The organism is Streptomyces sp. YPW6, assembly GCF_018866325.1.
Classification (GTDB): Bacteria; Actinomycetota; Actinomycetes; order Streptomycetales; family Streptomycetaceae; genus Streptomyces.
Map to the genome: position 1 here is coordinate 42,588 of NZ_CP076457.1, position 17,176 is coordinate 59,763.

The 17,176-nt window shown below is 68.3% G+C and carries 10 protein-coding genes and 3 pseudogenes; 5 read left to right on the forward strand and 8 right to left on the reverse strand.

The genetic code is table 11. The features are described from left to right. Positions 1-40 precede the first annotated feature (40 nt). Positions 41-448, reverse strand: coding sequence for a DEAD/DEAH box helicase family protein (locus KME66_RS00190; protein WP_253208176.1), 408 nt, complete (start codon positions 446-448; stop codon positions 41-43). 132 nt (positions 449-580) lie between these two features. After that, positions 581-1,059 (reverse strand): annotated as a pseudogene (locus KME66_RS00195) (diadenosine tetraphosphate hydrolase). Positions 1,060-1,165: 106 nt separating this feature from the next. On the opposite strand from KME66_RS00195, the gene KME66_RS00200 reads away from it, so the two are divergent. The 3 genes from KME66_RS00200 (at position 1,166) to KME66_RS00210 (ending at position 5,134) form a co-directional block, all read left to right on the forward strand. Beyond that, positions 1,166-3,385: a helix-turn-helix transcriptional regulator gene (locus tag KME66_RS00200; RefSeq protein ID WP_216317681.1), complete on the forward strand. Its 2,220-nt coding sequence runs from the start codon at positions 1,166-1,168 to the stop codon at positions 3,383-3,385. A 15-nt stretch (positions 3,386-3,400) separates the two neighbouring features. Further along, a complete protein-coding gene (locus tag KME66_RS00205) occupies positions 3,401-3,958 on the forward strand; it encodes a helix-turn-helix domain-containing protein (RefSeq protein WP_216317690.1) in 558 nt (185 codons plus the stop codon). 237 nt (positions 3,959-4,195) lie between these two features. Next, entirely contained in the window at positions 4,196-5,134 is a 939-nt protein-coding gene (locus KME66_RS00210) for a hypothetical protein (protein WP_216317693.1), read from the forward strand. 67 nt (positions 5,135-5,201) lie between these two features. On the opposite strand, the gene KME66_RS00215 is transcribed toward KME66_RS00210, so the two are convergent. Beyond that, positions 5,202-7,139 carry a hypothetical protein gene (locus KME66_RS00215; protein ID WP_216317695.1) on the reverse strand — a complete coding sequence of 646 codons (1,938 nt, stop codon included), beginning with the start codon at positions 7,137-7,139 and terminating at the stop codon, positions 5,202-5,204. A gap of 960 nt (positions 7,140-8,099) precedes the next feature. Between KME66_RS00215 and KME66_RS00220 the strand changes: the two are divergent. Continuing rightward, positions 8,100-8,327, forward strand: a pseudogene (locus KME66_RS00220) (SUKH-4 family immunity protein); the annotation flags it as partial. A gap of 19 nt (positions 8,328-8,346) precedes the next feature. On the opposite strand, the gene KME66_RS00225 reads toward KME66_RS00220, so the two are convergent. The 3 genes from KME66_RS00225 to KME66_RS00235 form a co-directional block, all read right to left on the reverse strand. After that, on the reverse strand, positions 8,347-9,816 hold the full coding sequence (locus KME66_RS00225; RefSeq protein ID WP_216317697.1) for a UvrD-helicase domain-containing protein: 1,470 nt from the start codon (positions 9,814-9,816) through the stop codon (positions 8,347-8,349). 82 nt (positions 9,817-9,898) lie between these two features. Beyond that, complete coding sequence (locus KME66_RS00230) at positions 9,899-10,789, reverse strand: DUF6083 domain-containing protein (protein WP_253208177.1); 891 nt, start codon at positions 10,787-10,789, stop codon at positions 9,899-9,901. Positions 10,790-10,909: 120 nt separating this feature from the next. After that, a complete protein-coding gene (locus KME66_RS00235) occupies positions 10,910-11,185 on the reverse strand; it encodes a helix-turn-helix transcriptional regulator (protein WP_216317699.1) in 276 nt (91 codons plus the stop codon). A 254-nt stretch (positions 11,186-11,439) separates the two neighbouring features. Between KME66_RS00235 and KME66_RS00240 the strand changes: the two genes are divergently transcribed. Further along, positions 11,440-12,429, forward strand: a complete 990-nt coding sequence (locus KME66_RS00240; protein ID WP_253208178.1) for a hypothetical protein — start codon at positions 11,440-11,442, stop codon at positions 12,427-12,429. Positions 12,430-13,727: 1,298 nt separating this feature from the next. On the opposite strand, the pseudogene KME66_RS00245 reads toward KME66_RS00240, so the two are convergent. Then, positions 13,728-14,381 (reverse strand): annotated as a pseudogene (locus KME66_RS00245) (IS3 family transposase); the annotation flags it as partial. A 678-nt stretch (positions 14,382-15,059) separates the two neighbouring features. Then, positions 15,060-17,111 carry an N-acetylmuramoyl-L-alanine amidase gene (locus KME66_RS00250; RefSeq protein ID WP_253208179.1) on the reverse strand — a complete coding sequence of 684 codons (2,052 nt, stop codon included), beginning with the start codon at positions 17,109-17,111 and terminating at the stop codon, positions 15,060-15,062. Between the last annotated feature and the right edge of the window lie 65 nt (positions 17,112-17,176).

The following is a 17,176-nucleotide window of genomic DNA, read 5'->3' on the forward strand; positions in this document are numbered from 1 at the left end:
TCCTGGATCTTGTCGAGTGAGTCGTAGGTGCAGATCAGCGTCAGAGCTGGGATCTGGTCATCCCTCTCCCCCACGACCGACATGAGGGCGGCCAGGGTGACGGGGTCGCTGCTGAACATGATGTGGCGGAGACCAGTGCGTCGCGGCCGGCAGCGTCCATGGAGGAGACGATGACCATGTGCTCGGTGTGGCCGTCGCGCCGCCATGCCAGTGCGGTCTGGGCGGCCAGGTCGAGGGTGGGCACGACGAACAGAACCAGGCGCGCCTGGAGTTCGTCGGCCACGCGGATCGAGACCATGATCTTGCCCGTTCCGGTCGCCGCGACGTACAGCCGCCGTGTCCCGGGGCGCCGCAGATGCCTCGCCAGCCGGTTCACCGCTTCCACCTGGTCGGGGAACAGCGCCCGCTTCTCCGGCAGGCAGGGAGCGGTAGCGGCAACCACGGCCATACAGCACTCCTGAGGGTGGCGCGGGTGGCAGGTGACTGCCTGCGGGCGGTATCACGGCAAGCCTCTACAAACACGTAGCGATCCATCTGAGTCAGGGCTGCGTGTCGTGCCGCCGTCATGGTGTCTCCAGGCTCAGAGCTTCGAGCGCAGCTGGTCCAGTTCATTGCCGATCGCATCGCGCAGCGCGTCATGCTCCGGACCGAGCTTGAACTGCTCGTCGCCCCATCGTCCCTGCGGATAGAGCCACACTGGCCTGCCCACCACATCGGGCGGTTCCCACTCGACCGTGGCCAGACGTGCGCGTGCAGGAAGGGATCGGTGTTGCCCAGGATCTCCAGGTTGACCCGTCGGAACGCTGGATCCGTCCGTCGGCAGACACACTCGACTGCCTCGCCGAGGTGGTCCATGTCAGACAGGAAGGAGAGTCGTTTCGGCCTCGGCAGGTCAGACAGTCGCTGCACATCCGGGTCGTCGACAAGGAGGACCGAGTAGCCGGGCAGAAACTGGACGTCCCCGATCATCGCGAAACTCGCCGCCAACCGTCGCAGCACGGTCGGGTTCTCCCCCTTCAGCGCAGCGCCGATCCGGTCCGACCGCCAGTCACCCGTCATGGCCCGAACCTACATGGCCGGGTGGTACGCGTAAAGTACGCCATTCGAACGCTACTTGCACTGTGTATGCGCGTTTCATGGGTACAGTGGTTGGCGGAGGTTCACCATGTCCGAGTTGTTCGATGCCATTGACGCGCTCGTCGCGTCCCGGTCGCCGCTGCCCCCGCCCGCCGAGCGCAAGCGCCTGCGGCAGGCCCACGGGCTCACCCTCGAAGAGGTGGCCACCACCCTGGACGTGCGGCGGGCCACCGTCGGCGCGTGGGAGTCAGGCAAGACCGAACCCCGCCCGCCCCAGCGAGAGCCCTACGCCCATCTGCTGAAGCAGCTCGCCCGCCTCTACCTCTCCCCCACGGCCACCGAGGGCGGCACCCCGGCTGCCACGGCGCCCCCCGTACCCTCCGCCGTCGTCGAGGTAGCACCTTCCGCACCTGTGGCGGCGGTGGCCGCCCCCGTACCCGCATCTCCCGTACCGGCTCCCGCGGCCACACCGCCATCGCCGCGTACCGCCCCGCGCCCGGCACGCGGCTCACGCCGCCCCGGCGCACCCCGGGCCACCGCTGCCGGCTCCCCCGCACCCGCAGGATCCGGCGCGTACGCGCACGGTCCGCTGCTCGTCCTGGACGCCGACGACGAGCGGCAGGTGACCGGCTACGGCACCGGCGGCCTGCTCCTGGACGTGCCCGCACGTTCCCTTCCCGCCCTGGTGGAATGGGCGCTGGCCGAGGCGCGGGTGGGGGCAACGAAGCTGCACGCGTCGGGTAAGGACGCCGACCCGCTGCTGGTCCTGACCGCAGCGGCGTGCGGGCGCTACGGCCTGCCCGCCGCCCTGTCGGACGCGGAGCGGTCGGCCGGGCGGCTCCCGGAGGGCCACAAGGTCATCAAGCTGCTGGAGCGGGCGGGGTGGAAGCTGACCCGGCGCGGGCTGGGCCCGTGGGCGCGGATCTACCGTCCCGTCACCGGTGGGCGGCGCCAGTGTGTCCAGCTATGCATCCCCTCCTGGAACGCTCTGGACGACCGCGCCTGGGGCCACGCCGCCACGCTGGAGCCGGCGGAGCTGGCCCGGGTGCTGGGGGTGTACGCGCAGCGGGTGATGACACCGGTCGGGTCAACAGCGGTGAGCGGGCTGGAGCTGATGACCGCGCTCAACCCGCCCACCCGCGCCAGCGAGCCGGACCCGGACGGCAAACGGCACTCCGAGCACCGGCCCGGCTCCTTGGGCAATGAGCCGGTCGGTCCCGCGCCGTGTGAGGCAATCGACGGGCACCCCGTCCTCGCCGACCTGCCCCGCTTCCACATCCGCGGGCCTCAGGAGCGGTTGTTCGAGGAGGCCTACGACTGGGCGCGGGATCTCACCGACGCGGAGTGCATGCAGCCCCATCTGGTGGGCATCGATGTGAACCTGGCGTTCGGCGCGGCCGCCAACGGCGCGGTCGTCGGCCTCGACGCACCCCCGGAGCACGTCACCCGCCCGGTCTTCGACCCGGCGGTGCCCGGCTCGTGGCTGGTGGACCTCTCCCACGTCGACCTGGACCGGGTGAAGGTCGCCAAGCAGTGGCGCGACCTTGAGGGCGGTCTGCTGCCCAGCCCGTTCACCCCGACCGGTGAACGGCCTGAGGGGCCGGCCTGGTACGCGACGCCGACCGTGGCGTACGCCGTCGAGCTCGGCTACGACGTCACCCCCGTCGAGGCGTGGTTGCGGCCCAGGAGCGGGCGGTTCCTGGACGGCTGGTACAAGCGGCTGCGCGACGCCTACGTCGCCACCATGGCCGACCTAGGCGTGGCGGAGAAACTGCCCCCCGGTGAGTTCCTGAAGGCGATGGACGGATACAAGCGGCGGGATCCTGAGCTGGGGATCGTGGTGGACGCGGTGAAGATGACCGTCAAGGGCGGCATCGGCAAGCTGCAGGAGAAGGCCCGCGGCGGCGGGTGGGTTCCGGGGCAGGCGTGGCCCGCGCTCGCCCGGCCGACGTGGCGCCCCGACATCCGGGCCGCCGTCATCTCCCGGGCCCGGATCAACATGCACCGCAAGATGATCGCCCTCGCCGCGGCCACCGGCCGCTACCCGGTCGCGGTCCTGTCCGACTGCGCCGTCTACACCGCCGACGGCCCCAGCCCCCTGGACGTCCTGCCCTACGACCAGGACGGCAAGACCGTGCCCGGCTCGTTCCGTCTCGGGGTCTCCCCCGGCATGGTCAAGCACGAGGGCACCCAGGACGTGCTGTGGGGTGTCGGGGTGCTGGAGCAGCTCGGCGGGGACGGCAAGGGCGCCAATCTCGCCCGGTACATCAAGACCGGTGAGGTCACCGCCCGGGACACCGGGGAATAGGGAGCGTGGCGGTAGATGGTCGCTGTTGAGGAAGAGCTCGGCCGGGCCGTGCAGCAGGCGTTCACGCGCCCGGTGCCCAAGTCCGCCGGGGCCCAGATGCGTTACCTGGTGCGCCGGCACCGGGGCAGCACCCAGCAGGTCGCCGAGCTGCTCGGGATCAGCCGGCGCACGGTGGAGCGGTATATGAAGGGCCAGATCAAGCACCCCCGCCCGCAGCTGGCCACCCGGCTGGAAGGGGAGGTCCGCACGCGGTGGCAGCCGCAGGTCAGAGCCCGGGCCCGGCAGAAGGCAGCCAGCACCGACGGCATCATGATCGACGTACAGGCCCGCTTCGGCTACACCGCCGCCGCCGGATCCACCGACCAGTCCCGCACCCGCCACCTCACCCTAGCCCTCCCACCCCACCACGCCGCCCGCCTCCTTGACGCCCAGGCCGCAGGAGTCGACGAAGACCAGCTGCTCCAGCTCACCGCCGAAGCCCTCGGCGAGACCTACTTCCGCGACAACGGACGCCGCGCGCACGGCCTGGAAGTCGAACTCACCGACGTCCTGGACCTCCAGTTCCGGCTGTAGGCAGGGGTTATCGCGGCGCCTCCGCGGGGCAGGTTGGCGACAGCACAGCCGGGCGGCTTCCATGGCGGCCGGGCTCTGTGAACGCCCGGCCGCGCGACAGACAACGCCCCCGCTGCATCCGACTCAAGAGGACCGGCCAGAAGCATCACCTGCCGCCCCTAAACGTTTCAGGCGACGCGCTGAAGCGACCTACTGTGTGTGGGCTGCCCTCATTTCGACCAGCAAGGAGCGCCAGGCGTGAACGTCGAGATCCCCCCTCAGATACGCGACTCTGCTGCCCAGCTCGGAGCCGGGGTCCCGTACGCCTTGAAAGTGTTGGCGGGCCAGCTCGCTGATGACCCGGACATGGGTGAGGCCTCGGGTCTGCCCGGTATCCTCAGCGTGACAGTCGATGGCGACCATTTCGAGGACTGCCCAACGCTGGCTATCGGCTACATTCGCGAGCCTGACCGGATCGAGATCCGGTACGTGAACCCGGTTCCCTCCACGCAGCCCGCCGTCCGGGAGCACAGCGAGGACCAGAGTGCCCAGCGACGCCGGCCTGCCGCCGAGGCCGGTGCCGTCCGAGAGATCGCCGACGCGTGGCAGCGCATCACCCGTTGGCTGGAGTTGAATGCTCCGGACTCTTATGGCGCGCTCCGTGCTGGAGCCGATCCTGCCGACATCGCCGCCTTGGATGACGGCCTCAGCACTCGGATACCCGTCGAGTTGAGTGCACTGTGGCTGCTGACGGGCGGCGATGACGGCAGCAACGGCTGGGGCTGTCTTCCGGGGAATCGGGCTCTGATGAACCTGAAGGCCGTGGCCGCCACTTACCGGCTGAAGATGGATGACCAGGCGAACCAGGACCTCCTCAACGCCGATCGTCCTGACGGTGATTCCGTCACTGTGTGGATGCCGACGTGGATTCCGGTCATCGCTCTGGGCCCGGCTGACAGCACGGCGGGCCTCTATCTGGATACCGCGACCGGCCGCCTGGGGCAGTGGTCCCGGTACAACGAAGCCTTCCACGAGGAGCTCGATACCCTGGTCACCTATCTGGAAGAGGCAGCAGACATGCTTGAGTCCCCGGCCCTGGCCGTAGGGGACAAGCCCGGCCTCATCGATGGAGCGCTGGTGTGGCTGAGCAGTGTCGATCCCACTCAGGAAGAACGCTGGCGCCCCTGGACCGGTTGAGCGCAAGAGGGGGCAGCCCCTGGCGGGACCGCCCCCTCAGCTGTCGCCTGTTGTCACTCAGGCTGCGTCAGCTGACTTTCCGCCACGTGCAGGTGGTCGCAGCGGATGCGCAGTGCTCGAATCCCGGCAGCGTCACGAAGAACCCGTCTCCGTCCAGCATCCGCCATGTCGGAACCGGGAATCCGCTGAACGCTTTCTGGTTCTGCTCGCTGGAGATCGCGGCACGCCCGCACCGCTCCGTGCCGCTCGGTCCGTTTGTCGCGGTACGGGTGTCCGCGAAGATCCCGAAGTTCGCCGAGCCGTCGCCCATTTTGTCGGTGTAGAGCTGGGCGCATTTCGTGCCTGAGGTCACCAGGTTGTAGCTCTTGGGGTAGCCGCCGGATTCGTGGGTCGAGGCCATGGCGAACTCGTCGCAGTCGACCGAACCGACCGATGCGTCCGCCGGGTGAAGGCTCCAGGCGGAGCTGGGGCCGCAGATGACGTTGCGGCTGTTGCTCGATGTCCAGGTGGTGCCGGCGCTGTTCTTCACCGGGGTGTCCGGACCGAGGTAGTGCATCAGCGAGTCCCACCGCTTGGATCCGGCGTGGTCGGGCATCACCTGCTGCATGTACCAGTAGTACGCGCTCGCGGCAGGGTACCGGTTGGAGTCCACGGTCCAGTTCGTCTTGAAGTAGGACAGGACACAACCAGGCGCCGATCCCTTCACGATGTCGTCGCAGCGCGGAGCGAGCTCCCGTACCCCTTCGATGCCGCTGCTGCCGAAATCCGCATACGCGATGGCGGTGGCGCTGGCGTCGACCCTGGCGGTCACCGACCAGCCCAGGTCGATGGTCTCCTTGCCAGTTCCGTTCCAGGTGGTCTGTACAGTGCCCCACCGGCCCGCGTAGGGCCGGGTCGGGTCGACCTTCCAGTGTGCGGTCGGACCGGCGTCGTTGTTCTGGCCGTCCTTCCACCGGGTGGTGGACGTCACGCAGGCTTTGCAGTTGGAGCCCACGTTCCACTTCATGGTGACGCCCTCCAGAGCAGCGTCCATGGAAACCGGGACGATCACCACCTGCTGGTCGAATTCCGCGAAGTCGGAGCCGGATGACCCCTTGTTCGGATAGGCCTTGATCCGCTGCTCGAAGTCGAACACGCCGAAGCCGAGTTCAGCACCCTCGGGGTCGATGAACACCAGCGTCCCTGACCCGATGTTTTTCAGACATGCTTCGCCCCGGGTCATGTAGTCCTTGCCGCTCGGCTTGTCGCTGCACCAGTCGACCAGCTCCACAGCGGGGGCGACCGCCGACGTGACAGACTTGCCCGCCTTACGTGCCTTGTCCGCCTCAGCCTCGCGCAATGCGGCGCGTTGCTTCGCGCGGGCCTTCGACTCCGCGGTGGGGGGAGACAGCTCGATGCACAGCTTGCGGCCCTCGTCGTCCGGCTTGCCGCAGGAACGTTCCTGTGTCGCCTTCCGCTTCACGGCGCCGTTCGCGGCTAACACGGGCAGGGCCGGGCCCGGATCGGAACGGTTGAACTCCTTGATCTCCTGCACGTTCGAGTTGATCGGCGGCGTTGTCTGCGCGGCCGGGAACTTCACGTACGGCTCGATACGGAAGTCCGCCCACGGGGACCAGTCCGTCTCGTAGAGACTGCCGTCGTAGGCGGAGGTACGGAACTTGTACAGCAGGCCGGGCTTCAGCTTCCCGTACGGCACCGTCACCTTCGCCGTGGAGCCCGAGGCGACGTAGGAAGAAACCAGCACCCCGTGCTGACCCGCCCCGTCGAGATCGACCTGGGCCTTCGGCGTACCATCCGCGTTCGTGGTGTACACCTGGAAGGTCAGGTTCGCCGTATCACCGTCCGCATCCGTCACCGTGTTCCGCAGGACCACCTGTGGAGTGATGACCCGCCACACCGCACCTGCCTTGGAGAACTTGGGGCCGGCCGACGGGGACTTCCCCGATACCGGCCGTACGCCCCCTGCAGCAAGATCCGTGAGGTCCTGCGGCCCTGCTGCCGCCACCGTGGCAGGAGAAGCCCCAGGGCCGGGCGTAGGCGGCGCGGGGGCCGCTGTGGCCGTCCCCACCCCCGCCAGTAATGCCAGCACGGCACCGGCGGCCACATGCCGCCACGCCGACGAACGTCTATATCTCACTTCTTCACTCCCCTTTGCGGGTATGCGAGTTGAGCGCGCCCGCCCGCCACCACACCACTCCCCCGCACAAGGAAAAATGATCAGAATCATGGTTTGCCCGAAAGCCTGTGAAATCTCGCCAACATCGCAGAACACACGTTCGCCCCGACTGAGAAACGCGGAAGGAGCTCCCCCACGTCTCTCCAGGAAGCCGCATAGAGCAGATCAACGAGCCTCACGTCTACGAGTCGGACCTGCCAGGCGTTCGGTATGTCCGAGGGCTTCCGGTGAGAGCATGCCTTCTGCAGGCCGTGGTTGGCTTGAACCGGTGCCAGCATCCGCAACAGGCGGCATCGGTATCACGCCAGCATGCAGAGAAAATCGCGCAGCAGAACAGCGCTCGGAACGCGCACACCTCTTCAGATGGGCGTGCGGCCGACTCGCTGGAGCTCAAGGCGAACCCCGAGCACGCAGTACGACGTGCGACAAGTCTCACCAGGCCCAGGCGGATGCCGTTGCAGGGAGCGGCGGGGCTCGGGCCAGGGTCGGCTGTGTTCATCGACCGGCCCCTTGTTTCATGAGGTACGTGTGCCCTCCTCTGATCCGTCTACTGAACCGCTTGAGCACTTCGCCCCAGAGGGCCTGCGACGGTTTCGGCTCGGAAGCTAGTGTGGAGGGGATCTCCCGGCAGCGGTAAAGAATTCCTCTGCAGGAGGCCGGAGCGCCCCGGGGAGTTTCGCCGAATTTCCTCGCCCCGCCGCTGGGCGTCAGGTCACTTTTACAGCGGTCGCCGCGCGTATAGGTAAATTGCCGCCTCCTAGATGGTTGGAGTGAAAGGTCTACGCGTTCCCCGAGGGATCGAACGGCTACATCCCGCTTCACCGCGACGTCGAGTCCCTGGTGTACGCACTCGTCGAGTTCCGGAAGCTCAAGATCGACCATGACAACGACGCGGACCCGGAAGAGCTCTCCGCACGCTTCAAGGAAACCGTCGGCGCCTTCGACCCCACTCCCTTCGCCGACGAGGACTCGCAGTGGAACCTCTCGCTGGAGGAGCTGGAACACGGCATCTGGTAGCCCCGCAGCCCCGAAGGGGCTATGCCGGGGATGCTCCGTCGGGGTGGTCGTGGATCCATGACAGGCCTCCCAGGTCGAGCCTGCGGCGGGCGCGTGTGACAGCGACGTAGGCGAGGCGAGCTTCGGCTTCGTCGATGGGGCCGGGGACAGGTCGCCCGTGGTCGTCCTTCTTGTCTGTGTCGCGGGGTGGGGTGAAGTCGTCGGCAATTTTGACGCTTGCCCATTCCCGCCCTTTGGACTTGTGGGCAGTCGAGACGGTGACGTGGGCGGTGCTCTCGGGGTTGAGGCGGTGAACCGCGTTGAGGATGGCGTCGGTTCCGTGGGTGTCGACGAGGTCGACGAGCGGCTGGAGATCTCGCCCTGCGGGGTCGTTCGCGGCGTAGTCCTGCAGGTCACCCCAGGCAGGGAAGAGCAGCAGCTCCGGGTGGAAGGTGCGTCGGCCAGCCTTGAGGTCGTCGGCGGCGCGGGCAAGTGCTCGTAGGGAGTCGCCTCCTCCGGTAAGGGCGACGCGGTGGTCTGTGTCGAGGAGTTGCATGACTTCGCGCATGGCGCCGACGTTGGTGCGGCACAGGATGGCGTCAGGCTGGTCCACCTGGCCGAGTGTGGTGGGGATCTTCTCGGTACCGGCGAGGCGCAGGGGTGCAGTGGCGATGGAGAGCCAGCGGTTGGCTTCGGTGGCGAGGTCGGGGCCGAAGCGGAAGGACTGGGACAGAGTCAGGGCCGTGCCGCGGAAGGCGGTCATGATGTCGCGGGCGCCGCGCCACTGGTAGATGGCCTGGGCGGAGTCTCCGACCATGACGAGCTGGGCATGGTCGCGCTGGGCGTTGAAGACCTGTTCGACGACGGGGTTGGTGTCCTGAGCTTCGTCGAGGAGGAGGAAGTCCGCAGGGATTCTCGGTTCGGTCAGTGCCCAGATCTTGAGGTAGTGGTCATGGTCGAAGCGGACGGCACCGGTGTCGGGGTTTTGCAGGTCATCCCAGGCTTTGTGGGCGAACGGCAGGACCAGTGCGGTGAGTTCGCGGTGGTGGCTGGCGTCTTCAAGGTTGCGCAGTCGGGGGACGTGGTGGTCAGTGAGGACGGGGTCCGCGGAGTGGCAGAAGCGGGTGATGGTGCGCAGCGTCGCATAGGAGAGGGCGCGGGGTGAGAGGTCTCGGTCGCCGATGCGGTGGGTTTTGGTGATGCCGAGGTGGTGGCCGGATTTCCAGCTGGGCTGGCGGGGGCTGTTGAGGCGGGCGCGGTAGCGGTGGCCGATGGCTGCGTAGGCGAGGGCGTGTGCCGTTTTGCAGGTGACGGTGGAGGGGAAACGGCTGGCGGCGTCTTGGGCGATGGCTTTGTTGTAGGCGATGTAGCGGCCGCGGCGTCTGGTGCCGTGGGCAAGGAGCGCGAGGGTGCTGGTCTTGCCGGTGCCTGCCCCTGCTTGGAGGGCGAGGTGGTCGCCGGCGTGGAAGCGGTCGGCGGCAGCGGTCTGTTCGTCGGTCGGGGTGGGCACCGGGGGTCTCCGTGGGTTGGGGCAGGTGCGCCGGGGGCTGGTGGGGCGGCGGGCGTTGCCGGGACGTGTGACGGGCCGGGCGTCATGTCCCATGGTGCTGCGTGCGCGTGCCGCCGGGGAGGCGTGGATGGATGTGCTGGTGGTGGAGCCGCGGGTCGAAGGGTTCCCACTCGGTGAGGGCGAGATCTGCGGCTGAGGAGGTGGCGTGGCTGGAGCAGTGCTGGTGACGCCATCGCAACTGCTCGGTATAGGGCAAGTGCGTCAGGTCGTAGACGGCCATCCTGCCCACGGAGAGAGAAGGGGGCTGGCGGCTGAGGGGGGTGGTGAGGAGCAGGCTCCAGATGCCGGGTGGGGCGTGGTCGTCGAGGACGGGGCGTGTGCAGCGGTGCCGCTGGCGGGTCTGGGCTACGCATTGGATGGCGTCGACCGGGTGGCTGGCGATGTAGCGGACGCTGAGAAGCTGAGCGATGGGCCGGGCCGGTCGGCAGGATTCGGCGGCCTCGGGTGCAGGTGGGGTGGCCCGTGTGGTGGGGGCGCCGTTGTTGATCAGGCGGCGGGTGTGCAGGGCGAGGTGGCGGCGCAGCTCGGCGAGCTGTGGAGTGAGGGCTGCGGGAGCGCTGCGTGCGGGGCACGGGGCGGTGTGCGGGATGCGGCACCACGGGGTGCCGTCGTGGGCGGGGTGGGCGATGCCTGAGCTAACGTGCCAGCGGCTGACGGCAGGGACAGCGGCGGCGGGGAGTTCTCGGGGGTGGAGCCCCACGGCTCGGGCGTCGGCGTCCGTGCGGGGGTGCCAGTCGACGCGGTTGCCGCAGTCAGGGCAGCGGCCGGACTGCGCGCTGCGGACGAGACGGGTGGAGCTGTCGGGGGCGACGCGCAGGGACCGTGAGCGTGGGGAGCGGGCAGGGGTGCCGTCCCACCGGCGAGGGGATGAGGCGTTGGCGGAGCACATGGCGGTGAAGGTGGCAGGTGACACGCCGGTACTGCGGGGAGCGTGCCGGTGTGTCCTGCGGACGGCCCAACGGAAGGGAACCTGTGTGCGGTCTCTCGCGCACGAGTGCCTTTTGGTGACTGGATCGGGTGATCTCCCGGGCCACTACACAGGGCGGTCAGGGGCGGGCTCGGCCGGGGGTTCGTGGCCTTCGCAGAGGCGGGCGAAGAGGTGGTCGACGGGGACGTCGAGGGCGTGGGCGATGGCGTGCCAGGTCTTGAGTGAGCCGATGGTTCGGCCTTGCTCGATTTCGATGAGGGTGCGCCTGGCCAGGCCGGTTCGGTGGGCGAGCTCGTCGTAGGTCCAGCCGCGTTCGCTCCTCAGCCGTGCCAGCTCCAGGCGGAGGGCGGTGAGGTTCGGGTCGGGCGGGAAGATCGTCACCTGACCATCCGAAGGTGCAGACACCTGCCCTGTCAGTGCAGACCTCTGCCCTATTTCCGCAGGTCGCCGCACTTCCGGGTAGGGCAGAGGTCTGCACTACGGTGTGCTGCCGCCCCACTCCACCAGCCCACTGCACCAGCAGATCAAGCTCGCCGAGCACCAGGAGAAAGACCGATCAGATGAGGCTCTGCACGACGCACCCGGTGGTGCGACGCATCTGGACCGTGGAGCTGCGCCCTGAACACGGAGGGACCATGCTGAGCTGCCTGCAGTGCTCGCCCTCCGCTCCGACCATGCGGACCGCGCCGTCCCAGGCACTGACCCACCTGGCCGCTCACGCCCGCCATGACTTCCTGCCCAGGCACCTTCGGACCTGCCAGTGCCACTCACACGGCTGCCGGTGGCACTCACGCCACCGCGGCTGCGCCGGGCCCGTCCTGCTCGTCCTCACCCGCGAGCTCGGCGGCCGGCTCTGGCGGCTCGCCGACACCTGCGCCGCCTGCGCGGCAGCCACTGACCATGCCGCGGTCGTGCCCGACACCGTCCTCGCCACGGCCTCTCCGGCAGCGTCGGTGAAACAGATCCGGCAACAGCAGCGCCGGAGAGCTCCGCACGGCCCCTCGGAGCAAGTGCGCGCGCGGGAGATGCTCAGCTATCTGGCTGCTGCTCTTCCCGCCCGGACCAGTGCGGCTGCTCGCCTGCTGGCCCTGCAGTGCGCCCTGCGTTCCACCACCGCCGGGAAGGTGAACATCCCCGCCGGGTTGATCCGCGGTATGCGGCTTGCTTCGGAGCCGTCTGCGTTCACCGAACTGGAGGCTGCCGGCTGGCTGCGCTCCCCCACCGGTCCGACGCACACAGGTACCTCGATGGAACTCCTGGACACCGCGGTGCGGATGCAGGCGCCGGCTCGCGCAGACCGTGCCCGGGCGGCCAACTGGATCCTGCGTATCTGCCAGATGGGCGAGATCCGCCAACTAGGAGCCTCCCCGCGTCTGCTGGCACTGGCGCTTGCCGCGCACCCCCCGGACGAAGCAGGCACGCCAGCAGCCGAGCAGGAAGTCCTCGCGCGCATGTGCGGCCTCCCGCTCCAAGAGCTCACCCCCTTGCTCGACATGCTCGTCGCCACCCGCTTCCTGCGCTCCTGGGCGCACGGCACTGTCCCCGAAGACCTGCACTGGGAGCTCGCCCGGCACAACCACCTCACCGGCAGCTCCTCAGGCCTTGAGTCCGACCGTGTGACCTGACGTACCGGCCCGGCTGAAGACACTGGTCCAGAGTGATCCCCACAATCTTCCGCTCGGCCAACAGACGGCCTTGGCTCCACTCCTCCAGCACCGCTTGCCTGCACCGCCTATCCCGGACTCTGCTGCGCGGACTTCCTTTCCTCCTGAGTCCGGCCGGGGCTCGAGTTCCGGCCGGACCGCTGAGAAATCACAGCCCTGGATGTCACAGCACGACCGGCCGCCAGCACTAGTTAACGTGGGCCCGCCCGGGCGCCGCCAATGCTCGAAGAGGCAGGAGCGCAAGGGTGGATCCGGTGTTGATCACGAGCGTAGCGATCGTGTTTCTGGGTGCTGTGAGCAGTACCCTGCGGTTCGCTCGAAAGCGGCTGAAGCATGAAGTAGGGCTTCATGTGTCCAGGCTCCTCGCCGAACACGCTCACAACAGCCTCCGTGCCCCCTCGGCTCGCTGCGGCTCAGGCTGCCTTGCGGAGGTCGGGGTGAGCCGTCATGGAGGACGCGGCTGAACTTCGGGTGAGTGGCTTCGTTCATTTCCTGGGACAGCGTTTGTCGACCGGTTCCGGAGTCAGTCGGTGATCAACGGACCCGTGGATGTCGATGAGAAATGACGGCACTGTCATGGTCGGGGCATGGGGGCGGCTCAGCGGGGATCCGAAGCCGTTCGGTGCTGAAGAATCTGAGTGCTCCAGGTGTCCACCACGGGACTGCGGCGGTAGAAGACGTTCGGCTGTACTGGGTCACACGTCACCAGCAGGATGTCTCCCTGGTCGAGCACAACCTTCCGCTCGACTCGTGTGGGACCTGGACGGCGGACCCGCTCGACCTCAAGGTGCAGCGAGTACGAGCCTGGGGGCAAGGGGAAGAAGCGGACCGTTCGGAAGGTGGTCCGATCAACACTGCAGAGGTGACGCCCGTTTGCAGTGACAGACAAGACGCACCACTTGGGCGACATGCTCCGGGGAGGATCGCGTAGGTCTGCCTGGAGAAGCAGTCCGGTCAGGCATCGACGGCGGGCCCTGTGGACCAGGTAGCGGGAACGCCACTTCAGTCGACCGTCGAAGACGCTGTTCATCTGCACCGCACTGCTGCCCACTGTGCCTCCATCTGCAAGCTGGTCAGGGCACCTGGCCACCCAGGCTGGCACGGGTGTGTTGGAAGGAAAAGTGCCCTGACCGGCAGGCGGACTCGCAGAAGACTGCCGGCAGCAGCCGTGATCGCAGCGGGAAGTCAGCCGGCCTTGACGGTGTCCTCAGCCCGTGCTTGAGCTGCCCCGAGTTTCGTAGAGTCCGATCTTGATTGGTTCAGGCGGACTGCGGGATTTGCTCGTGGCTCCGCCAGAAGGCTTCTTCGTACTCGGCCGGCGGAACGTAGTCGAGCGCGGAGTGAAGACGCTCCTCGTTGTACCAGGTGATCCACTGGAAGATCGCCCGCTCGACCTGGTCGACGTCCTTCCAGGGGCCCTGCATCTCGATCAGCTCGGCCTTGAAGGTGCCGTTCAGGGCCTCGGCCATCGCGTTGTCGTACGAGTCCGCGACCGAGCCGGCCGACGCGGAGGCGCCGATGTCGGCGAGCCGGTCGGTATACCGAATTGACACGTATTGCGACCCGCGGTCGCTGTGATGCATCAGCCCGGAGTCCTTCTTGATCCTCCGCCTCCACAGCGCCATCTCCATTGCGTCCAGCGGGAGTTCGGTCCGCATGTGGTTCGCGACCTGCCAGCCGACGATCATCCGCGAGTACACGTCCAGGACGAACGCCACATACGCCCATCCCGACCAGGTGCGGACATAGGTCATGTCCGCCACCCACAGCTGATCCGGCCGCGAGGCGGTGAAGTCGCGGTCGACCAGGTCCGGCGGACGCGGCGCCGACGGCTCCGGAACCGTGGTCCGGCGCCGCCGGCCACGAATGACGCCCTCCAGGCCCAGCTCGACCATCAGCCGCTCGACGGTATCTCCCCGCTCGTTCCTGACGACATCGCAACCCCCGACTTCGCCGTATCCAATTGATCACAGATAGTGATGCATGGGGGCGGGGTTGAGCGCAAGAGCACCACCGGGTGACAACGCGCGACCTTTGAGTCACCGCGTCACAGGAACCAACTCGCCAGCAGTCCTCACGGCTGCAGTCCCCGCGGCCGCGCGGGCTGCCGGGACTGCTGGGGACCCGGTCGTACTCCATCCCAGGACCATGCCTGTAAGGCACCGGGGCTGTCCCGCTCCATGTCGGTGCGGTCTACGAGCGAGCGTATGCGCGGTCGACGGCGGCGAAGGCTGCCACGCCCGCGACCGACCCGCGCTTCCCGCACGGCCCGCTGGCCGTCCTGGACGGTGACGGCTCCGCGTACGCGGTGGGGCAGCGTTGGCCTGGGCCGCCTGGGCGGAGACCAACTCACCACCCAGCCCCACCGCTCGGTGTGCCAGCGCCTCCAGTTCTGACGTGGAACCAGCTCGCCCGCGACTTCGGCCCGCTGACCGGACTGGCCGCCGACCGCCGCATCGGCGACGGTCGGCGCTGACTGCGCAGCCCGAGCAGCGTGGTGTGGGCCTGGTGCCCTCTGATGTCCTCGGTGCGGCGGAACGTCGGTGGACCAGCCGGGTAGCGGCCTTGCCCTTGCGCTCGGGTCGGGCCGACTACTTGAGGTAGATGAGGCCGTCGGTGGTGATACTCGGGCGCCCGGAGGTTCCGACGACGACGATCTTGATGCTGTGTTTCGAGCTGGAGCTCCAGGTCTTGGTCCAGATCGCGTCGCGGTACCTGGTGGTGGCCGACTTGAGGTCGATGGTGGCCGCTTTGACGCCGTCGACGTAGATGTGGGCCTGGCCTGAGGTGGTGGCGCGGGAGACGACCCAGGCCGCGGACCTGCCGGTAAAGGTCCAGGTGAGGCTGGCGTTCTTGGAGGCGCTGGAGTAGGACTTGCCGCCGAGGTAGCTGGTGGAGGACTTGGTGCTCCAGGTGCCGGACTTGACCGCGGCGCTCTCCTGCATGATCACCGGGGTGCCCGAGACGGAGGAGGCCGCGGTGTTGCCGGCCTGGTCGTACGCGGTCATGGACCACGTTGTGGCCACCGTCGGTTTGGCGGTGTGGGCGGCGCTGGAGGTGGCCGGGGCGTAGGTCTTGGTGACCGGTGCGGTGAGGCGTACTTCCTTCAGGGCCGCGGTGTCGGTGGCCTTCCAGCTCAGGGTGAGGGGTACGGCGGTGGTGTTGACCGTGCCGGTGCGCAGGGCCAGTTTCGGTTTCGTGGTGTACGTGGGGGCTGTGGCCTCGGCGATCACGGTCGCGGCCGGGGTGGTGGTGGTCTTGCCGGACTGATGGGTGGCACGCACGCTGACTTTGCGGGTGCCCAGGGGCAGGGTCGTCTTGGCGGAGGTGGCGGTGCCGGGGGTGGTGGCGAGGCTCTTGCCGTCGACGAGCAGCTCGAACTGCTTGATCAGCGAAGCAGGAGTCGTGGCGGCCCAGTTCACGGTGATGCCGGCCTTGGTGTAGTACGTCGAGCCGACAGTTCCCGCGCCGGTGACGGACTTGATGGCCAGTTCGGCGACCGATCCGCCCGCCCAGCCACGGATGGTGGGCAACTGGTTGTAGAAGGCATTGCCCGGGCACTGGGTGCTGTAGCTGTCGCGGTGGCCGTGCACGGTGGGAAAGGACAGCTGGGCGCCCTTGGGCCACGTCTTGCCGAAGTAGCTGCGGCCGCTGTCGCTGGCGGTGAGGGTGGTCGTGCCGATGGGGCTGACACCGTACTGGCCGAGTTTCCAAGCGGCGACCTGGGCGACCGAGGCCATCGCGGCCTGCGACGGGGCGGTGTCGGTGTACGTGCCGAGGACCGAGATACCGGCGGTTTCGGCGTTGAAGCCGTAGGCGTGCGCGCCCATCACCGGCCGGTCCACGCCGCCCTTGCGGCCCTCGTAGACGGTGCCGCACTTGTCGACGAGGAAGTTGTAGCCGATGTCTTTCCAGCCGAGTTGCCTGACGTGATAGGCGTAGATGGCCCGTACGACCTTGGGAGCGTCCGCGCAGGCGTAGCTGTTGCTTTCGGCGGTGTGGTGCACGACGACTGCTTTGACCTTGCCGCCCCGCAGGTACCCGGGGGCCTCGGGGCTGATCGACTCGTCTGCGCCCCATCCGGCCCGGGCGGTGATGGGCGGGGTCGGCATCGAGGGGGTCGTCGTCGGAGCAGGAGTTGGGGACGATGGAGTGCCGGACGTGACCGTCGGCGAGGGCACCACTGGCGGCGTGCTGCTCGGCGCCATGGTGGTGGGCGCGGGCTCACTCGCCGACGGCTCAACGCTCGGTTCGTCACTGGCCGAGGGCTCAGGCGTCACCGTGACGCTCGGCTCGGGCTCCACGGACTGCGATGGTGACGGCTCGTCGCTCTCCTCGGCGCTGAAGGCCGCCGGTTCCATGGCGGCCACCGTTCCCTTGCCGGGGTCGATCATGTCCAGGCGCAGTCCTGCGGGCAGCCCGGCAGACGTCTTCCCACCGGAACTGACCCGAACTTCGGCGCCGTTGGACGGGCCGACCCAGGCCGGCTCGGTTCCGCCGCGCGCTGCCCCGCTCTCGCCCTGCCCGCTGTCACCGTCCAGCCGCAGCCACCTCGACCACTGCCCGCCGTCGGCATCCCGGGTGCGGACTTCCACTGTTCCCGTGATTCTCACGGCCGGGTCGGTCCAGGTGATGCCGAGCATGCTGAACGGCTTCGCTTCGTCCTGCTTCAGTGATGCGCTGCGGCCGTCATCGCTTGCTCGCAGCG